At 51.9% G+C, this 20254-nt stretch carries 14 protein-coding genes; 13 read left to right on the top strand and 1 reads right to left on the bottom strand.

The window, feature by feature from the left end; genetic code table 11:
- Positions 1 to 279 precede the first annotated feature (279 nt).
- From ACJHX4_RS17230 to ACJHX4_RS17200, 7 genes are all read left to right on the top strand, one after another.
- Complete coding sequence (locus ACJHX4_RS17230) at positions 280 to 1317, top strand: oxidoreductase (RefSeq protein ID WP_000236275.1); 1038 nt, start codon at positions 280 to 282, stop codon at positions 1315 to 1317.
- Between the two features lie 122 nt (positions 1318 to 1439).
- Positions 1440 to 2135 (top strand): quercetin 2,3-dioxygenase, encoded by a 696-nt coding sequence (yhhW, locus tag ACJHX4_RS17225; RefSeq protein WP_000639815.1) that lies wholly within the window; start codon positions 1440 to 1442, stop codon positions 2133 to 2135.
- Between the two features lie 92 nt (positions 2136 to 2227).
- Entirely contained in the window at positions 2228 to 3223 is a 996-nt protein-coding gene (gene gntR / locus ACJHX4_RS17220) for a gluconate operon transcriptional repressor GntR (protein WP_000730252.1), read from the top strand.
- A gap of 138 nt (positions 3224 to 3361) precedes the next feature.
- On the top strand, positions 3362 to 3889 hold the full coding sequence (gntK, locus tag ACJHX4_RS17215; protein ID WP_000108320.1) for a gluconokinase: 528 nt from the start codon (positions 3362 to 3364) through the stop codon (positions 3887 to 3889).
- Positions 3890 to 3892: 3 nt separating this feature from the next.
- On the top strand, positions 3893 to 5233 hold the full coding sequence (gene gntU, locus ACJHX4_RS17210) for a gluconate transporter (RefSeq protein WP_000210122.1): 1341 nt from the start codon (positions 3893 to 3895) through the stop codon (positions 5231 to 5233).
- Between the two features lie 140 nt (positions 5234 to 5373).
- Positions 5374 to 7470, top strand: a complete 2097-nt coding sequence (locus ACJHX4_RS17205; RefSeq protein WP_001296481.1) for a RecQ family ATP-dependent DNA helicase — start codon at positions 5374 to 5376, stop codon at positions 7468 to 7470.
- Positions 7377 to 8672, top strand: coding sequence for a DNA-processing protein DprA (locus tag ACJHX4_RS17200; protein WP_001443175.1), 1296 nt, complete (start codon positions 7377 to 7379; stop codon positions 8670 to 8672). The genes ACJHX4_RS17205 and ACJHX4_RS17200 overlap by 94 nt, the downstream gene beginning before the upstream one ends.
- 45 nt (positions 8673 to 8717) lie before the next feature.
- Here ACJHX4_RS17200 and yhgN read toward each other — a convergent pair whose 3' ends face one another.
- Positions 8718 to 9311 (bottom strand): NAAT family transporter YhgN, encoded by a 594-nt coding sequence (gene yhgN, locus ACJHX4_RS17195; RefSeq protein WP_001002551.1) that lies wholly within the window; start codon positions 9309 to 9311, stop codon positions 8718 to 8720.
- A 191-nt stretch (positions 9312 to 9502) separates the two neighbouring features.
- Between yhgN and asd the strand changes: the two genes are divergently transcribed.
- From asd to glgP, 6 genes are all read left to right on the top strand, one after another.
- Complete coding sequence (asd, locus tag ACJHX4_RS17190) at positions 9503 to 10606, top strand: aspartate-semialdehyde dehydrogenase (protein ID WP_000799949.1); 1104 nt, start codon at positions 9503 to 9505, stop codon at positions 10604 to 10606.
- A gap of 272 nt (positions 10607 to 10878) precedes the next feature.
- Positions 10879 to 13065 (top strand): 1,4-alpha-glucan branching enzyme, encoded by a 2187-nt coding sequence (glgB, locus tag ACJHX4_RS17185; protein WP_001283713.1) that lies wholly within the window; start codon positions 10879 to 10881, stop codon positions 13063 to 13065.
- Entirely contained in the window at positions 13062 to 15035 is a 1974-nt protein-coding gene (gene glgX / locus ACJHX4_RS17180) for a glycogen debranching protein GlgX (RefSeq protein ID WP_000192563.1), read from the top strand. Before glgB ends, glgX begins: the two co-directional genes overlap by 4 nt.
- Before the next feature lie 17 nt (positions 15036 to 15052).
- Positions 15053 to 16348, top strand: a complete 1296-nt coding sequence (gene glgC, locus ACJHX4_RS17175; protein ID WP_000253971.1) for a glucose-1-phosphate adenylyltransferase — start codon at positions 15053 to 15055, stop codon at positions 16346 to 16348.
- Positions 16348 to 17781 carry a glycogen synthase GlgA gene (gene glgA / locus ACJHX4_RS17170; RefSeq protein ID WP_001197646.1) on the top strand — a complete coding sequence of 478 codons (1434 nt, stop codon included), beginning with the start codon at positions 16348 to 16350 and terminating at the stop codon, positions 17779 to 17781. The genes glgC and glgA overlap by 1 nt, the downstream gene beginning before the upstream one ends.
- 18 nt (positions 17782 to 17799) lie before the next feature.
- Positions 17800 to 20247 carry a glycogen phosphorylase gene (gene glgP / locus ACJHX4_RS17165; RefSeq protein ID WP_000993445.1) on the top strand — a complete coding sequence of 816 codons (2448 nt, stop codon included), beginning with the start codon at positions 17800 to 17802 and terminating at the stop codon, positions 20245 to 20247.
- Positions 20248 to 20254: the final 7 nt, after the last annotated feature.

The raw sequence follows: 20254 nt of genomic DNA, 5'->3' as shown, positions 1-20254 counted from the left end.
CGAGTCAAATGCATTTTTTTGCAAAAAGTGTTGGACAAGTGCGAATGAGAATGATTATTATTGTCTCGCGATCAGGAAGACCCTCGCGGAGAACCTGAAAGCACGACATTGCTCACATTGCTTCCAGTATTACTTAGCCAGCCGGGTGCTGGCTTTTTTTTTGATCTTTCGTTCTCAATTTATCCTCGGGAAGTGCTTGTGTTCGTTATGCGCACTCCAGTAGGAACCACGTCCGCTTTGCGCTAAGGTGTAAATAACCACCTTAAAAAGGACGAAATCATGGTCATTAACTGCGCCTTTATTGGCTTCGGCAAAAGCACCACCCGTTACCATCTGCCGTATGTACTTAACCGCAAGGATAGCTGGCATGTCGCGCATATTTTTCGCCGCCATGCGAAGCCGGAAGAACAGGCCCCCATTTATTCCCATATCCATTTCACCAGCGATCTCGACGAAGTGCTAAACGATCCCGATGTTAAGCTGGTTGTCGTCTGCACCCACGCGGACAGCCACTTCGAGTACGCGAAGCGCGCGCTGGAAGCCGGGAAAAATGTGCTGGTCGAAAAACCGTTCACTCCGACAATTGCGCAGGCGAAAGAGCTGTTTGCACTGGCGAAAAGCAAAGGGCTGATCGTTACGCCGTATCAGAATCGTCGCTTTGATTCCTGCTTCCTGACAGCGAAAAAAGCGATTGAAAGCGGCAAGCTGGGAGAGATTGTCGAAGTGGAAAGCCATTTTGACTATTACCGCCCGGTGGCAGAAACCAAACCGGGGCTGCCGCAGGATGGCGCGTTCTATGGCCTTGGTGTGCATACGATGGACCAGATTATTTCTCTGTTCGGTCGCCCGGATCACGTCGCTTATGACATCCGCAGCCTGCGTAATAAAGCCAATCCGGACGACACCTTTGAAGCGCAGCTGTTTTATGGCGATCTAAAAGCCATCGTCAAAACCAGCCATCTGGTGAAAATCGATTATCCGAAATTTATCGTTCACGGTAAGAAAGGTTCGTTTATTAAATACGGTATCGACCAGCAGGAAACCAGCCTGAAGGCTAATATTATGCCGGGCGAACCAGGATTCGCAGCGGATGATTCGGTCGGTGTGCTGGAGTATGTCAATGACGAGGGCGTGACGGTAAGAGAAGAGATGAAGCCAGAGATGGGCGATTATGGGCGCGTTTATGATGCGTTGTATCAAACCATTACCAACGGTGCGCCAAATTACGTCAAGGAATCTGAAGTTCTTACGAATCTGGAAATCCTTGAACGCGGTTTTGAGCAAGCTTCTCCCTCCGCAGTGAGTCTCGCGAGGTAAGTTTGATGGCCCCTCGAATAGTTCAATTTTTTTGAACAGAGGGGTCAATTTTCACCCTCTATCATCCCAGGCGGATCGGGTCCACACTAAGCCCATCGAAATCATTCAGGGGGCGAATACAAATGATCTACTTACGCAAAGCAAATGAACGCGGTCATGCAAATCATGGCTGGCTGGACTCCTGGCATACTTTCTCTTTTGCCAACTATTACGATCCGAACTTTATGGGCTTCTCTGCGCTGCGCGTGATTAACGACGACGTTATTGAAGCAGGGCAGGGCTTCGGCACTCACCCGCATAAAGATATGGAAATTTTGACCTACGTGCTGGAAGGTACTGTTGAGCACCAGGACAGCATGGGCAATAAAGAGCAGGTTCCGGCGGGCGAGTTCCAGATTATGAGTGCGGGTACGGGTATTCGTCACTCAGAGTACAACCCAAGCAGCACCGAGCGTCTGCATCTGTATCAGATCTGGATCATGCCTGAAGAAAACGGTATTACGCCGCGTTATGAACAGCGTCGCTTCGATGCCGTGCAGGGCAAACAACTGGTGCTTTCGCCGGATGCGCGAGATGGTTCATTGAAAGTGCATCAGGATATGGAACTGTATCGTTGGGCGCTGGTGAAAGATGAGCAGTCGGTGCATCAGATTGCCGCTGAACGCCGCATCTGGATCCAGGTGGTGAAAGGCAATGTCACCATTAACGGCGTAAAAGCTTCGACCAGCGATGGTCTGGCAATCTGGGATGAGCAGGCGATTTCCATCCATGCTGATAGCGACAGTGAAATCCTGCTGTTCGATTTACCGCCAGTCTAAATTTATCTCACAAACCTTCCTGAGGAATCAGGAAGGTTGTGATGCGTCCGTGTTAAACTAAGAGAATCTATCTCTTTTGTACCTTCAGGACGATGAAAAAGAAAAGACCCGTACTTCAGGATGTGGCTGACCGTGTAGGCGTGACCAAAATGACGGTCAGCCGTTTTTTACGCAACCCGGAGCAGGTTTCCGTCGCTCTACGCGGCAAGATTGCCGCCGCTCTTGATGAACTGGGTTATATTCCCAATCGCGCGCCCGATATACTCTCTAACGCCACCAGCCGGGCGATTGGCGTCCTGTTACCTTCTCTCACCAACCAGGTTTTCGCGGAAGTATTACGCGGAATCGAAAGTGTCACCGACGCGCACGGTTATCAAACCATGCTGGCGCACTACGGTTATAAACCGGAAATGGAGCAAGAACGCCTCGAATCAATGCTCTCATGGAATATCGACGGCCTGATCCTCACTGAACGTACCCACACGCCACGCACCTTAAAGATGATTGAAGTGGCGGGGATTCCGGTGGTGGAGTTGATGGACAGTAAGTCGCCGTGTCTCGATATCGCCGTCGGTTTTGATAACTTTGAAGCGGCACGCCAGATGACCACCGCCATTATTGCTCGCGGGCATCGCCACATTGCCTATCTCGGCGCACGTCTCGACGAACGTACTATCATCAAACAGAAGGGATACGAACAGGCGATGCTGGATGCAGGCCTGGTGCCGTATAGCGTGATGGTTGAGCAATCTTCTTCTTACTCTTCCGGTATTGAACTGATTCGCCAGGCGCGGCGGGAATATCCGCAGCTGGATGGCGTGTTCTGTACTAATGATGACCTGGCGGTCGGCGCGGCGTTTGAATGTCAGCGTCTGGGGTTGAAAGTTCCTGACGATATGGCGATTGCCGGTTTCCACGGTCATGACATTGGTCAGGTGATGGAGCCACGGCTGGCGAGTGTGCTGACGCCGCGTGAGCGGATGGGCAGCATTGGCGCTGAGCGCCTGCTGGCGCGTATTCGTGGCGAATCTGTGACACCGAAAATGTTAGATTTAGGTTTCACCTTGTCACCGGGCGGATCTATTTAAGCCTACAAATTTGAAGTAGCTCACACTTATACACTTAAGGCACGGATGGATATTGCTTCTGATATTGTCCGGCTGGACAATGTTACCGATAACAGTTACCCGTAACATTTTTAATTCTTGTATTGTGGGGGCACCACTTTGAGCACGACTAACCATGATCACCACATTTACGTCTTGATGGGCGTATCGGGCAGCGGCAAATCTGCGGTCGCCAGTGAAGTGGCGCATCAACTTCATGCCGCGTTTCTTGATGGCGATTTCCTCCATCCGCGCTGCAATATCGAAAAAATGGCGTCTGGCGAACCGCTGAATGACGACGATCGCAAACCGTGGTTGCAGGCGCTGAACGACGCCGCGTTTGCTATGCAGCGCACCAATAAAGTATCGCTGATCGTCTGTTCTGCACTGAAAAAACACTATCGCGACTTGCTGCGTGAAGGTAATCCTAATCTCTCTTTCATCTACCTGAAAGGCGATTTTGATGTGATTGAAAGCCGCCTGAAAGCGCGCAAAGGCCATTTCTTTAAAACCCAAATGTTGGTGACGCAGTTTGAAACGCTGCAGGAGCCGGGTGCGGACGAAACCGATGTACTGGTGGTGGATATTGATCAACCGCTGGAAGGTGTTGTGGCAAGCACCATTGAGGTTATTAAAAAAGGCAAATAAGTAGTGACTACATTAACGCTTGTTTTAACAGCAGTAGGGTCTGTTTTACTGCTGCTGTTTTTAGTCATGAAGGCGCGTATGCACGCTTTCCTGGCTTTAATGGTGGTGTCCATGGGGGCTGGCCTTTTTTCCGGTATGCCGCTCGATAAAATCGCAGCGACGATGGAAAAAGGGATGGGAGGCACCCTCGGCTTCCTGGCGGTGGTTGTCGCCCTGGGAGCCATGTTTGGTAAGATCTTACATGAAACCGGCGCGGTCGATCAGATTGCCGTCAAAATGCTCAAATCCTTCGGTCACAGCCGCGTGCATTATGCCATCGGCCTTGCGGGGCTGGTTTGTGCGCTACCGCTGTTCTTTGAAGTGGCGATTGTTCTGCTGATTAGCGTTGCTTTCTCAATGGCGCGCCACACCGGCACGAACCTGGTGAAGCTGGTAATCCCATTATTCGCCGGCGTGGCGGCAGCGGCTGCGTTCCTGGTGCCTGGGCCAGCGCCAATGCTGCTGGCATCGCAGATGAACGCCGACTTTGGCTGGATGATCCTGATTGGCCTGTGCGCGGCAATTCCGGGAATGATTATTGCCGGGCCGCTGTGGGGTAATTTCATCAGCCGCTACGTGGAGTTGCATATTCCTGACGACATCAGCGAACCGCATCTCGGCGAAGGCAAAATGCCGTCCTTCGGATTCAGCCTGTCGCTGATCCTGTTGCCACTGGTGCTGGTGGGGCTGAAAACCATTGCCGCGCGTTTTGTGCCAGAAGGTTCTACCGCTTACGAATGGTTCGAGTTTATTGGTCATCCGTTTACCGCGATTCTGGTTGCTTGCCTGGTGGCGATTTACGGTCTGGCAATGCGTCAGGGTATGCCAAAAGACAAAGTGATGGAGATTTGCGGTCACGCGCTGCAACCGGCGGGGATCATTCTGCTGGTGATTGGTGCGGGCGGCGTGTTCAAACAGGTGCTGGTTGACTCTGGTGTCGGTCCGGCACTGGGCGAAGCGTTAACCGGCATGGGCCTGCCGATTGCCATCACCTGCTTCGTGCTGGCAGCTGCAGTGCGCATCATTCAGGGTTCTGCTACCGTTGCCTGTTTAACGGCGGTGGGATTGGTAATGCCGGTCATTGAACAACTGAACTACTCCGGTGCGCAAATGGCGGCACTGTCGATTTGTATCGCCGGTGGTTCGATTGTTGTCAGCCACGTTAACGACGCGGGTTTCTGGTTGTTCGGTAAATTTACCGGCGCGACCGAAGCCGAAACGCTTAAAACCTGGACCATGATGGAAACCATCCTCGGCACTGTCGGTGCCATCGTTGGGATGATTGCGTTCCAGCTGTTGAGTTAATTACTGCGACAAATTACTGCGAGCTTGCTCGCAGTAATTCATTTCTCTTTTCTCCTGTCTTCATCTTTTTGATCTCTCTCGCAAAAAGACCGGAACATTATCCGTTCTAATCACTGTGTTAACGGACGAGGGAGAAGATGATGGAGAAACACGGAGCTGAATTGCTGTTACAGCGGATGTTAAGTAACACCAGCGCTACTTTCAGGGAAGGGCAATGGGAAGCTATAGATGCGGTGGTTAATCAGCGGCGAAAACTACTGGTTGTACAGCGCACCGGCTGGGGGAAAAGTGCCGTGTACTTCATCGCCAGTAAAATCTTCCGCGATCGCGGCGCTGGCCCGACAATTATCATCTCTCCTTTGCTTGCCCTGATGCGTAACCAGGTTGCCGCCGCTGAACGGTTAGGTATTACGGCTGAAACGTTGAATTCTACAAACAGGGAAGAATGGCAGCGCATTAGCGATAAGTTGCTGCAAGGTGGCGTAGATTGTCTGCTGATTTCACCTGAACGGTTGGCGAATCAGGATTTTCTTGAAACGGTTTTATATCCAGTCGCTGACCGCATCGGTTTACTGGTGGTCGATGAGGCGCACTGCATCTCTGATTGGGGCCACGATTTCCGCCCGGATTACCGACGTATATTAGATATTTTGCGCCAACTGCCTGCGAATACCCCTATTCTGGGTACAACCGCGACAGCGAATAACCGTGTCGTTGAGGATATCCGTCAGCAATTGGGTGACATTGTGATTCAGCGTGGAACGCTGGCTCGCGAAAGTTTGGCGCTTGATGCCTTAGTCTTAGGAGAACAGTCATCCCGTCTGGCATGGTTAGCAACGGTTATCCCTCAGTTTTCCAAATCGGGAATTGTTTATACCCTGACGACTCGCGATGCTGAACTTGTCGCCGAGTGGTTAAGGAAAAATGGTATCAGTGCATTTGCTTATTACAGCGGCGTGACTTGTGAAGGTGCGGAAGATTCTAATACTGCCAGGGAGTATCTGGAGCAGGCACTGCTGGCAAATAAAATCAAAGTGCTGGTCGCGACGACGGCATTAGGTATGGGATTTGATAAACCTGATTTAGGTTTCGTCATTCATTATCAGATGCCGGGGTCTATTGTCGGTTACTACCAACAGGTGGGGCGTGCCGGGCGTGCTATAGATTCCGCAGTTGGCATATTGCTTTGTGGTGGTGAAGACCGCGCTATTCATCAATTCTTCCGTGAAAGCGCCTTTCCTGCGGAGGCGCAAATTCATGAAATACTCAACGTACTTAGCGAGAATGACGGTCTTACCCTACGAGGCATTGAACAACGGACGAATCTTCGTTATGGGCAAATAGAAAAAGCACTGAAATTATTGGTAGCTGAAAATCCATCGCCTGTGGTGTATACCGAGAAATTATGGCGCAGAACTATCGTCAGTTTTTCTCCTGATCATGAACGAATTAACCATTTGATGAATCAGAGAAAAAGTGAGTTGGCAGACGTTGAAAGCTATATCACGACCAAGGAGTGCAAAATGCAATTTCTGCGCCGCGCACTCGATGAGCCAAGTGCCGAACGTTGTGGTAAATGTAGCAGTTGTCTTCAGCATCCGCTGTTGTCGCCCGACATTGATAGCGACTTACTCCATGCGGCAAATTTATTTATTAAACACGCTGACCTGCCATTAAATCTCAATAAACAGGTGGCATCTGGGGCTTTTACGCAATACGGATTTAAAGGGAACTTGCCTGCGGGTTTACAAGGATCTACGGGGCGAATCCTTTCTCGTTGGGGAGATTCCGGGTGGGGAAAGCAGGTAGCCCAGGAGAAAAAAACGGGGCGCTTCAGTGATGAGCTGGTGGAGGCATGTGCGGAAATGGTTCGCCAACGCTGGAATCCGCATCCTGAACCCACCTGGGTATGCTGCGTTCCTTCATTAAGGCACCTCGACCTGGTTCCTGATTTTGCCCGGCGACTGGCGGCGAAACTTGGCTTACCTTTTATTGATGCCATTGAAAAAGTCGTGGACAATCCACCGCAGAAAATGCAGCAAAACCGTTTTCACCAGTGTCAAAATCTCGACGGGGCGTTTGTGATTACCCCTCCTTTGATGCCAGGTCCGGCGTTGCTGGTTGATGATATCGTGGATTCTGCATGGACGCTGACAGTTCTGACAGCACTGTTACGCCAGGCAGGTTGCCCGACGGTTTATCCTCTTGCCCTTGCTTCTACCTCGGTAAAAAATTGATGAATCTTTCAGCCAATGCTCAAGCAACTCTCCTGCTAACCAGCGATTTTTCTCGCGCGGCGGCGAGTGAGTATAAACCTCTTAGTAATAGTGAATGGGGGAAGTTTGCATTATGGCTGAAGCACCAACGTATCAGTCCCGCCGAGCTTCTGGTGCCGCAACCGCAAGAGAAACTTACAGGCTGGAGCGATCCGCGTATTTCTCAGGAGCGAATTCTTGGCTTGCTGGCGCGTGGTCATAGTCTGGCGTTGGCTGTAGATAAGTGGCAACGCGCCGGTTTATGGATCTTAACCCGCGGAGATGCCGATTATCCCGTTCGCTTGAAAAACCGATTGCGAACGGATGCACCTCCCGTTTTATTTGGCTGCGGGAATAAAGCATTACTGCAAGCGGAAGGTATGGCGATTGTTGGCTCGCGAGATGCTCCGACTGACGATTTGCGCTATACCCAACAACTGGCCGCGAAACTGGCCCAACAGGGGATTTGCGTTATCTCTGGTGGTGCGCGAGGTATTGATGAATGTGCAATGGCCTCGGCTCTGGAGGTCGGGGGAACTGCCGTTGGCGTATTAGCTGATAGCTTGTTAAAAACGAGTACGTTAGTGAAATGGCGTGAAGGGCTTATAGCAGGCAACCTGGTGTTGATTTCGCCGTTTTACCCAGAGGTACGTTTCACCGTCGGCAATGCGATGGCGCGGAATAAATATATTTATTGCCTTGCTGAAAGCGCAATGGTTGTACGTGCGGGAATGACCGGTGGAACGATAACCGGGGCGATGGAGGCATTAAAACATCAGTGGCTGCCCATGCAGGTTAAACCAAATCAGGATATGCAATCAGCCAATTCACGATTAGTAGAAAATGGGGCGTCATGGAGTGCTGAACAGGCTGAGAATGTGACGATCAGACTGCCAGACGTTCCTGGGCTGATGTATGACAGAGCACTCCGTAACGCTCAACCAGAACTGTTTTCGCTGCACGAAGATGACGCAAATTACGCAGTAATGCCCGCGCATACCCCTGTCGATTTTTATCAACTCTTTGTGGCGGAACTGGCGATCCTTGCAAAGGAATCGATAAGTATTGAAAGGCTGGCGTCTTGTACTGGTTTAACCATCGAACAAATTAGTGTGTGGCTGAACCGCGCAGAAGAAGAGGGAAGGGTTATCCGATTGGGCGAAGGTCATTATCAGTTCAGGTAATAAAACAGGTGCCGCGTCTGGTTGTGTGCAACACCTGTTTGAACCTTACCCCTTCATCCACATTCGAATGCCGTCGAGGAACATCTGAGTTGCCATCATCACCAGAATCAATCCCATCAGGCGTTCAAGTGCGTTCACCCCTTTCTCGCCCAGCAGACGTAAAAATAGCGAAGACTGTAGCAGGATGACAAAGGTGCCGCCCCAGGCCAGCAGCAGAGCAATCACCAGATGTCCCATCTGATTCGGGTACTGGTGAGACAACAACATCAGCGTGGCGAGAATAGTCGGCCCGGCGACTAACGGAATTGCCAACGGCACGATAAATGGCTCTTCACCTGCCGGAAGCCCGCTGCTATTTCCTGAAGCGCTGGGGAAAATCATCTTAATGGCGATCAGAAACAGAATGATGCCGCCAGAAATGGAGACGGTTTCTGCCCGCAGGCTAAGAAATGCCAGAATTTTCTCGCCCGCAAACAGGAACACCAGCATCACAAGGAGAGCAATAAGCAACTCTCGCACCATGATTGCCCGCCGTCTTTTCGGTTCAGTATGTTTCAGTACGGACATGAAAATAGGTAGGTTTCCGAGCGGATCCATAATCAGGATCAATAAAACTGTTGCAGAAATGATTTCATTCATAACTCAAATTCCCTGATAATTGCCGCGGACTTTCTGCGTGCTAACAAAGCAGGATAAGTCGCATTACTGATGGCTTCGCTATCATTGATTAATTTCACTTGCGACTTTGGCTGCTTTTTGTATGGTGAAAGATGTGCCAGGAGGAGACCGGCACATTTATACAGCACACATCTTTGCAGGAAAAAACGCTTATGAAAAATGTTGGTTTTATCGGCTGGCGCGGTATGGTCGGCTCCGTTCTCATGCAACGCATGGTTGAAGAGCGCGACTTCGACGCCATTCGCCCTGTCTTCTTTTCTACTTCTCAGCTTGGTCAGGCTGCGCCGTCTTTTGGCGGAACCACTGGCACACTTCAGGATGCCTTTGATCTGGAGGCGCTAAAGGCCCTCGATATCATTGTGACCTGTCAGGGCGGCGATTATACCAACGAAATCTATCCAAAGCTTCGTGAAAGCGGATGGCAAGGTTACTGGATTGACGCAGCATCATCTCTGCGCATGAAAGATGACGCCATCATCATTCTTGACCCCGTCAATCAGGACGTCATTACCGACGGATTAAATAATGGCATCAGGACTTTTGTTGGCGGTAACTGTACCGTAAGCCTGATGTTGATGTCGCTGGGTGGTTTATTCGCCAATGATCTTGTTGATTGGGTGTCCGTTGCAACCTACCAGGCCGCTTCCGGCGGTGGTGCGCGACATATGCGTGAGTTATTAACCCAGATGGGCCATCTGTATGGCCATGTGGCTGATGAACTCGCGAACCCGTCCTCTGCTATTCTCGATATCGAACGCAAAGTCACAACCTTAACCCGTAGCGGTGAGCTGCCGGTGGATAACTTTGGCGTGCCGCTGGCGGGTAGCCTGATTCCGTGGATCGACAAACAGCTTGATAACGGTCAGAGCCGCGAAGAGTGGAAAGGGCAGGCGGAAACCAACAAGATCCTCAACACATCTTCCGTAATTCCGGTAGATGGTTTATGTGTGCGTGTCGGGGCATTGCGCTGCCACAGCCAGGCATTCACTATTAAATTGAAAAAAGATGTGTCTATTCCGACCGTGGAAGAACTGCTGGCTGCGCACAATCCGTGGGCGAAAGTTGTTCCAAACGATCGGGAAATCACTATGCGTGAGCTAACCCCAGCTGCCGTTACCGGCACGCTGACCACGCCGGTAGGCCGTCTGCGTAAGCTGAATATGGGACCAGAGTTCCTGTCAGCCTTTACCGTGGGCGACCAGCTGCTGTGGGGGGCCGCGGAGCCGCTGCGTCGGATGCTTCGTCAACTGGCGTAATCTTTATTCATTAAATCTGGGGCGCGATGCCGCCCCTGCTAGTGCGTAATACAGGAGTAAGCGCAGATGTTTCATGATTTACCGGGAGTTAAATAGAGCATTGGCTATTCTTTAAGGGTGGCGGAATACACGAGTATTCACAGCCTTACCTGAAGTGAGGACGACGCAGAGAGGATGCACAGAGTGCTGCGCCGTTCAGGTCAAAAAAATGTCACAACCAGAAGTCAAAAATTCAGTTGGATGGGGTGACACAATAAAACAGGAAGACAAGCATGTCCGATCGTATCGATAGAGACGTGATTAACGCGCTAATTGCAGGCCATTTTGCGGATCCTTTTTCCGTACTGGGGATGCATAAAACCACCGCGGGACTGGAAGTCCGTGCCCTTTTACCCGACGCTACCGATGTGTGGGTGATTGAACCGAAAACCGGGCGCAAACTCGCAAAACTGGAGTGTCTCGACTCACGGGGATTCTTTAGCGGTGTCATTCCGCGACGTAAGAATTTTTTCCGCTATCAGTTGGCTGTTGTCTGGCATGGTCAGCAAAACCTGATTGATGATCCTTACCGTTTTGGCCCGCTAATCCAGGAAATGGATGCCTGGCTATTATCTGAAGGTACTCACCTACGCCCGTATGAAACCTTAGGCGCGCATGCAGATACTATGGATGGCGTCACAGGTACGCGTTTTTCTGTCTGGGCTCCAAACGCCCGTCGGGTCTCGGTGGTTGGGCAATTCAACTACTGGGACGGTCGCCGTCATCCGATGCGCCTGCGTAAAGAGAGCGGAATCTGGGAACTGTTTATCCCTGGGGCGCATAACGGTCAGCTCTATAAATACGAGATGATTGATGCCAATGGCAACTTGCGTCTGAAGTCCGACCCTTATGCCTTCGAAGCGCAAATGCGCCCGGAAACCGCGTCTCTTATTTGCGGGCTGCCGGAAAAGGTTGTGCAGACTGAAGAGCGCAAAAAAGCGAATCAGTTTGATGCGCCAATCTCTATTTATGAAGTTCACCTGGGCTCCTGGCGTCGCCACACCGACAACAATTTCTGGTTGAGCTACCGCGAGCTGGCCGATCAACTGGTGCCTTATGCTAAATGGATGGGCTTTACCCATCTCGAGCTACTGCCCATTAACGAGCATCCCTTCGATGGCAGTTGGGGTTATCAGCCAACCGGCCTGTATGCACCGACCCGCCGTTTTGGTACTCGCGACGACTTCCGTTATTTCATTGATGCCGCACACGCAGCTGGTCTGAACGTGATTCTCGACTGGGTGCCAGGCCACTTCCCGACCGATGACTTTGCGCTTGCCGAATTTGATGGCACGAACTTGTATGAACACAGCGATCCGCGCGAAGGCTATCATCAGGACTGGAACACGCTGATCTACAACTATGGTCGCCGTGAAGTCAGTAACTTCCTTGTCGGTAACGCGCTTTACTGGATTGAACGTTTTGGTATTGATGCGCTGCGCGTCGATGCGGTGGCGTCAATGATTTATCGCGACTACAGCCGTAAAGAGGGGGAGTGGATCCCGAACGAATTTGGCGGTCGCGAGAATCTTGAAGCGATTGAATTCTTGCGTAATACCAACCGTATTCTTGGTGAGCAGGTTTCCGGTGCAGTGACAATGGCGGAGGAGTCTACCGATTTCCCTGGCGTTTCTCGTCCACAGGATATGGGCGGTCTGGGCTTCTGGTACAAGTGGAACCTCGGCTGGATGCATGACACCCTGGACTACATGAAGCTCGACCCGATTTATCGTCAGTATCATCACGATAAACTGACCTTCGGGATGCTCTACAACTACACTGAAAACTTCGTCCTGCCGTTGTCGCATGATGAAGTGGTCCACGGTAAAAAATCGATTCTCGACCGGATGCCGGGCGACGCATGGCAGAAATTCGCTAACCTGCGCGCCTACTACGGCTGGATGTGGGCATTCCCGGGCAAGAAACTACTGTTCATGGGGAACGAATTTGCCCAGGGCCGCGAGTGGAACCATGACGCCAGCCTCGACTGGCATCTGTTGGAAGGCGGCGATAACTGGCACCACGGTGTCCAGCGTCTGGTGCGCGATCTGAACCACACCTACCGCCACCATAAAGCAATGCATGAACTGGATTTTGACCCGTACGGCTTTGAATGGCTGGTGGTGGATGACAAAGAACGCTCGGTGCTGATCTTTGTGCGTCGCGATAAAGAGGGTAACGAAATCATCGTTGCCAGTAACTTTACACCGGTGCCGCGTCATGATTATCGCTTCGGTATTAACCAGCCGGGTAAATGGCGTGAAATCCTCAATACCGATTCCATGCACTATCACGGCAGTAATGCAGGCAATGGCGGCGCAGTACACAGCGATGAGATTGCCAGCCACGGTCGTCAACATTCACTGAGCCTGACGCTACCACCTCTGGCCACTATCTGGCTGGTTCGGGAGGCAGAATGACACAACTCGCCATTGGCAAACCCACTCCCCTCGGCGCGCATTACGACGGTCAGGGCGTCAACTTCACACTTTTCTCCGCTCATGCCGAGCGGGTAGAGCTGTGTGTCTTTGATGCCAATGGCCAGGAACATCGCTATGACTTGCCAGGGCACAGTGGCGACATTTGGCACGGTTATCTGCCGGATGCGCGCCCGGGTTTGCGTTATGGTTATCGAGTTCATGGCCCCTGGCAACCTGCCGAGGGGCATCGCTTTAACCCGGCGAAGTTGTTGATTGATCCTTGCGCGCGGCAAATTGACGGGGAGTTTAAAGATAACCCGCTGCTGCACGCCGGTCATAATGAACCTGACTATCGCGACAACGCCGCCATTGCGCCGAAATGCGTAGTGGTGATTGATCACTATGACTGGGAAGATGATGCCCCGCCGCGCACGCCGTGGGGCAGCACCATCATTTATGAAGCCCATGTCAAAGGATTAACGTACCTGCACCCGGAGATCCCGGTCGAGATCCGTGGCACTTATAAAGCCCTGGGGCATCCGGTGATGATCAACTATTTGAAACAGTTGGGCATTACCGCGCTGGAACTGCTGCCGGTGGCACAATTTGCCAGTGAACCACGTCTGCAACGTATGGGGCTTAGTAACTACTGGGGTTACAACCCGGTGGCGATGTTTGCGCTGCATCCGGCGTATGCCTGCTCGCCAGAAACGGCGCTGGATGAGTTTCGCGATGCAATCAAAGCACTGCATAAAGCGGGTATCGAAGTCATTCTTGATATCGTGCTCAACCATAGTGCGGAACTGGACCTCGACGGCCCGTTATTCTCGCTGCGTGGGATCGACAACCGTAGCTATTATTGGATAAGAGAAGACGGCGATTATCACAACTGGACCGGTTGTGGCAACACGCTCAATTTGAGTCATCCGGCGGTGGTAGATTATGCCAGCGCCTGCCTGCGTTATTGGGTAGAAACCTGCCACGTCGATGGTTTCCGCTTTGATCTGGCGGCAGTCATGGGCCGTACGCCAGAGTTTCGTCAGGATGCGCCGTTGTTTACCGCTATCCAGAACTGCCCGGTGCTCTCGCAGGTGAAGTTAATTGCTGAACCGTGGGATATCGCTCCTGGTGGTTATCAGGTGGGAAATTTCCCGCCGCTGTTTGCCGAGTGGAACGATCATTTCCGCGATGCAGCCCGTCGTTTCTGGCTGCATTATGATTTGCCTCTGGGGGCGTTTGCCGGGCGTTTTGCTGCCTCCAGCGATGTTTTTAAACGTAATGATCGTCTGCCGAGTGCCGCGATTAATCTCGTCACCGCGCATGACGGTTTTACGCTTCGCGACTGCGTTTGCTTCAACCATAAACACAATGAAGCAAACGGAGAAGAAAATCGCGACGGGACCAACAACAATTACAGTAACAATCATGGTAAAGAAGGGTTAGGCGGTACTCTTGATCTGGTTGAACGGCGGCGCGACAGCATTCACGCCCTGTTAACAACGTTGTTGCTCTCCCAGGGTACGCCGATGTTACTGGCCGGTGACGAACATGGTCACAGCCAGCATGGCAATAACAATGCCTACTGTCAGGATAACCAATTAACCTGGTTGGACTGGTCGCAGGCAAGCAGTGGTTTAACCGCATTTACCGCCGCGTTAATCCATCTGCGCAAGCGCATTCCCGCTTTGATGGAGAATCGCTGGTGGGAAGAAGGCGACGGCAATGTCCGTTGGCTAAATCGATATGCTCAACCTTTAAGCACGGATGAGTGGCAAAACGGGCCGAAACAGCTGCAAATTCTGCTCTCGGATCGCTTTTTGATCGCAATTAACGCCACGCTTGAGGTAACAGAGATTGTTTTACCTGCTGGGGAGTGGCACGCCATTCCCCCATTCGCTGGAGAGGATAACCCAGTGATTACGGCTGTCTGGCAGGGACCTGCACACGGATTGTGTGTGTTCCAGAGATGATAAAAAAGGAGTTAGTCATGGTTAGTTTAGAGAAGAACGATCACTTAATGTTGGCACGCCAGCTGCCATTGAAATCTGTTGCCCTGATACTGGCGGGAGGACGTGGTACCCGCCTGAAGGATTTAACCAATAAGCGAGCAAAACCGGCCGTACACTTCGGCGGTAAGTTCCGCATTATCGACTTTGCGCTGTCTAACTGCATCAACTCCGGGATCCGTCGTATGGGCGTGATCACCCAGTACCAGTCCCACACTCTGGTGCAGCACATCCAGCGCGGCTGGTCATTCTTCAATGAAGAAATGAACGAGTTTGTCGATCTGCTGCCAGCACAGCAGAGAATGAAAGGGGAAAACTGGTATCGCGGCACCGCAGATGCGGTCACCCAAAACCTCGACATTATCCGCCGTTATAAAGCGGAATACGTGGTGATCCTGGCGGGCGACCATATCTACAAGCAAGACTACTCGCGTATGCTTATCGACCACGTCGAAAAAGGCGCACGTTGCACCGTTGCTTGTATGCCAGTACCGATTGAAGAAGCCTCCGCGTTTGGCGTTATGGCGGTTGATGAGAACGATAAAATTATCGAATTCGTTGAAAAACCAGCTAACCCGCCGTCAATGCCGAACGATCCAGGCAAATCTCTGGCGAGTATGGGTATCTACGTCTTTGACGCCGACTATCTGTATGAACTGCTGGAAGAAGACGATCGCGATGAGAACTCCAGCCACGACTTTGGCAAAGATTTGATTCCCAAGATCACCGAAGCCGGTCTGGCCTATGCGCACCCGTTCCCGCTCTCTTGCGTACAATCCGACCCGGATGCCGAGCCGTACTGGCGCGATGTGGGTACGCTGGAAGCTTACTGGAAAGCGAACCTCGATCTGGCCTCTGTGGTGCCGGAACTGGATATGTACGATCGCAATTGGCCAATTCGCACCTACAATGAATCATTACCGCCAGCGAAATTCGTGCAGGATCGCTCCGGTAGCCACGGGATGACCCTTAACTCACTGGTATCCGGCGGTTGTGTGATCTCCGGTTCGGTGGTGGTGCAGTCCGTTCTGTTCTCGCGCGTTCGCGTGAATTCATTCTGCAACATTGATTCCGCCGTATTGTTACCGGAAGTATGGGTAGGTCGCTCGTGCCGTCTGCGTCGCTGCGTCATCGATCGTGCTTGTGTTATTCCGGAAGGCATGGTGATTGGTGAAAACGCAGAGGAAGATGCACGTCGTTTCTATCGTTCAGAAGAAGGCATCGTGCTGGTAACGCGCGAAATGCTACGGAAGTTAGGGCATAAACAGGAGCGATAATGCAGGTTTTACATGTATGTTCAGAGATGTTCCCGCTGCTTAAAACCGGCGGTCTGGCTGATGTTATTGGGGCATTACCCGCAGCACAAATCGCAGACGGCGTTGACGCTCGCGTACTGTTGCCTGCATTTCCCGATATTCGCCGTGGCGTGACCGATGCGCAGGTAGTATCCCGTCGTGATACCTTCGCCGGACATATCACGCTGTTGTTCGGTCATTACAACGGGGTTGGCATATACCTGATTGACGCGCCGCATCTCTATGATCGTCCGGGAAGCCCGTATCACGATACCAACTTATTTGCCTATACCGACAACGTATTGCGTTTTGCGCTGCTGGGGTGGGTTGGGGCAGAAATGGCCAGCGGGCTTGACCCATTCTGGCGTCCTGATGTGGTGCATGCGCACGACTGGCATGCAGGCCTTGCGCCTGCGTATCTGGCGGCGCGCGGGCGTCCGGCGAAGTCGGTGTTTACTGTGCACAACCTGGCCTATCAAGGCATGTTTTATGCACATCACATGAATGACATCCAATTGCCATGGTCATTCTTTAATATTCATGGGCTGGAATTCAACGGACAAATCTCTTTCCTGAAGGCCGGTCTGTACTATGCCGATCACATTACGGCAGTCAGCCCAACCTACGCTCGCGAGATCACCGAACCGCAGTTTGCCTACGGTATGGAAGGTCTGTTGCAACAGCGTCACCGTGAAGGGCGTCTTTCCGGCGTACTGAACGGCGTGGACGAGAAAATCTGGAGTCCAGAGACGGACTTACTGTTGGCCTCGCGTTACACCCGCGATACGTTGGAAGATAAAGCGGAAAATAAGCGCCAGTTACAAATCGCAATGGGGCTTAAGGTTGACGATAAAGTGCCGCTTTTTGCAGTGGTGAGCCGTCTGACCAGCCAGAAAGGTCTCGACCTGGTGCTGGAAGCCTTACCTGGTCTTCTGGAGCAGGGCGGGCAGCTGGCGCTACTCGGCGCGGGCGATCCGGTGCTGCAGGAAGGTTTCCTTGCGGCGGCAGCGGAATACCCCGGCCAGGTGGGCGTTCAGATTGGCTATCACGAAGCATTTTCGCATCGCATTATGGGCGGCGCGGACGTCATTCTGGTGCCCAGCCGTTTTGAACCGTGCGGCTTAACGCAACTTTATGGATTGAAGTACGGTACGCTGCCGTTAGTGCGGCGCACCGGTGGGCTTGCTGATACGGTTTCTGACTGTTCTCTTGAGAACCTTGCAGATGGCGTCGCCAGTGGGTTTGTCTTTGAAGATAGTAATGCCTGGTCGCTGTTACGGGCTATTCGACGTGCTTTCGTACTGTGGTCCCGTCCTTCACTGTGGCGGTTTGTGCAACGTCAGGCTATGGCAATGGATTTTAGCTGGCAGGTCGCGGCGAAGTCGTACCGTGAGCTTTACTATCGCTTGAAATAGTTTTCAGGAAACGCCTATATGAATGCTCCGTTTACATATTCATCGCCCACGCTTAGCGTAGAAGCTCTTAAGCACTCTATCGCTTACAAGCTGATGTTTACGATTGGAAAGGATCCGGTCGTCGCCAATAAACATGAATGGCTGAACGCAACGTTATTTGCTGTGCGCGATCGTCTCGTGGAGCGCTGGTTACGTTCAAACCGTGCCCAGTTGTCGCAAGAAACTCGTCAGGTTTACTACCTGTCGATGGAGTTTTTGATTGGCCGTACGCTCTCCAACGCCATGTTGTCGCTAGGAATTTACGAAGATGTACAGGGCGCACTGGAAGCGATGGGATTAAATCTCGAAGAGCTGATTGATGAAGAAAATGACCCGGGCCTCGGTAACGGTGGCCTGGGCCGTCTGGCGGCTTGCTTCCTCGATTCTCTGGCGACGTTAGGGTTGCCGGGGCGCGGTTACGGCATCCGCTATGACTACGGTATGTTCAAGCAGAACATCGTTAACGGTAGCCAGAAAGAGTCGCCTGACTACTGGCTGGAATACGGTAACCCGTGGGAATTCAAACGCCACAACACGCGCTATAAAGTCCGTTTTGGTGGTCGCATTCAGCAGGAAGGTAAAAAAACGCGCTGGATTGAAACCGAAGAGATTCTGGGAGTAGCTTACGATCAGATAATCCCAGGTTACGACACCGACGCGACCAACACGTTGCGTTTGTGGAGTGCCCAAGCCAGTAGTGAAATTAACCTCGGTAAATTCAACCAGGGCGACTACTTCGCGGCAGTGGAAGATAAAAACCACTCCGAGAACGTATCTCGCGTACTGTATCCGGACGACTCCACCTACTCCGGGCGTGAGCTGCGACTGCGTCAGGAATACTTCCTGGTTTCCTCGACCATTCAGGACATTTTAAGCCGCCATTATCAGTTGCATAAAACCTACGATAACCTGGCGGATAAAATTGCGATTCACCTCAACGATACCCATCCGGTGCTGTCGATTCCTGAGATGATGCGTCTGCTGATCGATGAGCACCAATTTAGCTGGGACGACGCGTTTGAAGTGTGTTGTCAGGTCTTCTCCTACACCAACCACACGCTAATGAGCGAGGCGCTGGAAACCTGGCCAGTCGATATGCTGGGTAAAATTCTGCCGCGTCACCTGCAGATCATCTTTGAAATCAACGACTATTTCCTGAAAACCTTGCAGGAACAGTATCCGAACGATACCGATCTGCTGGGACGGGCGTCGATCATTGATGAATCCAATGGTCGTCGTGTGCGTATGGCCTGGCTGGCGGTTGTGGTGAGCCACAAAGTTAACGGTGTATCGGAACTGCACTCTAACCTGATGGTGCAATCGCTATTTGCCGACTTTGCGAAAATCTTCCCGGGTCGTTTCACCAACGTCACCAACGGTGTGACGCCGCGTCGCTGGCTGGCGGTAGCGAACCCATCGCTTTCAGCCGTGTTGGACGAACACCTGGGCCGCAACTGGCGCACCGACCTTAGCCTGCTTAATGATCTGCAACAACACTGTGATTTCCCAATGGTTAATCACGCGGTGCATCAGGCGAAGCTGGAGAACAAAAAGCGTCTGGCGGAGTATATCGCCCAGCAGCTGAATGTGGTGGTAAATCCGAAAGCGCTGTTCGATGTGCAAATCAAACGTATTCACGAATACAAACGTCAATTGATGAATGTGTTGCACGTGATCACCCGCTATAACCGCATCAAGGCCGACCCGGATGCGAAGTGGGTACCGCGCGTGAATATTTTTGGCGGTAAGGCGGCTTCGGCCTATTACATGGCGAAGCACATTATTCATTTGATCAATGACGTAGCGAAAGTGATCAACAACGATCCGCAGATTGGCGACAAGCTGAAAGTCGTGTTCATCCCGAACTACAGTGTTAGCCTGGCGCAGTTGATCATTCCGGCGGCCGATCTGTCTGAACAGATTTCGCTGGCGGGGACGGAAGCTTCCGGCACCAGTAACATGAAGTTTGCGCTTAACGGCGCGCTGACTATCGGTACGCTGGACGGTGCGAATGTCGAGATGCTGGATCATGTCGGTGCTGACAATATCTTTATCTTTGGTAACACAGCGGAAGAAGTGGAAGAATTGCGCCGTCAGGGCTACAAACCGCGTGAATACTACGAGAAAGATGAGGAGCTGCATCAGGTGCTGACGCAAATCGGCAGCGGTGTATTCAGTCCGGAAGATCCGGGTCGCTATCGCGATCTGGTCGATTCGCTGATCAACTTCGGCGATCACTACCAGGTACTGGCGGATTATCGCAGCTATGTCGATTGTCAGGATAAAGTTGACGAACTCTACGAGCGTCAGGAAGAGTGGACCGCAAAAGCGATGCTGAACATTGCCAATATGGGTTACTTCTCTTCTGACCGTACGATCAAAGAGTATGCCGATTATATTTGGCATATTGATCCGGTGAGATTATAAGTTCGCT

Origin of the sequence: Escherichia sp. WS2035 (genome assembly GCF_046487065.1) — a bacterium.
Taxonomy (GTDB): Bacteria; Pseudomonadota; Gammaproteobacteria; order Enterobacterales; family Enterobacteriaceae; genus Escherichia; species Escherichia coli.
Note: the sequence above shows the minus strand (reverse complement) of the source record. Positions and strands in the feature narration are given on the sequence as shown.

What these genes read in the sequence shown, in the direction of transcription:
- ACJHX4_RS17230 (WP_000236275.1), top strand. Translation starts at nt 280, where the DNA reads ATGGTCATTAACTGCGCCTTTATTGGCTTCGGCAAAAGCACCACCCGT.
- yhhW (WP_000639815.1), top strand. Translation starts at nt 1,440, where the DNA reads ATGATCTACTTACGCAAAGCAAATGAACGCGGTCATGCAAATCATGGC.
- gntR (WP_000730252.1), top strand. Translation starts at nt 2,228, where the DNA reads ATGAAAAAGAAAAGACCCGTACTTCAGGATGTGGCTGACCGTGTAGGC.
- ACJHX4_RS17205 (WP_001296481.1), top strand. Translation starts at nt 5,374, where the DNA reads ATGGAGAAACACGGAGCTGAATTGCTGTTACAGCGGATGTTAAGTAAC.
- ACJHX4_RS17200 (WP_001443175.1), top strand. Translation starts at nt 7,377, where the DNA reads ATGGACGCTGACAGTTCTGACAGCACTGTTACGCCAGGCAGGTTGCCC.
- yhgN (WP_001002551.1), bottom strand. Translation starts at nt 9,311, where the DNA reads ATGAATGAAATCATTTCTGCAACAGTTTTATTGATCCTGATTATGGAT.
- asd (WP_000799949.1), top strand. Translation starts at nt 9,503, where the DNA reads ATGAAAAATGTTGGTTTTATCGGCTGGCGCGGTATGGTCGGCTCCGTT.
- glgB (WP_001283713.1), top strand. Translation starts at nt 10,879, where the DNA reads ATGTCCGATCGTATCGATAGAGACGTGATTAACGCGCTAATTGCAGGC.
- glgX (WP_000192563.1), top strand. Translation starts at nt 13,062, where the DNA reads ATGACACAACTCGCCATTGGCAAACCCACTCCCCTCGGCGCGCATTAC.
- glgC (WP_000253971.1), top strand. Translation starts at nt 15,053, where the DNA reads ATGGTTAGTTTAGAGAAGAACGATCACTTAATGTTGGCACGCCAGCTG.
- glgA (WP_001197646.1), top strand. Translation starts at nt 16,348, where the DNA reads ATGCAGGTTTTACATGTATGTTCAGAGATGTTCCCGCTGCTTAAAACC.
- glgP (WP_000993445.1), top strand. Translation starts at nt 17,800, where the DNA reads ATGAATGCTCCGTTTACATATTCATCGCCCACGCTTAGCGTAGAAGCT.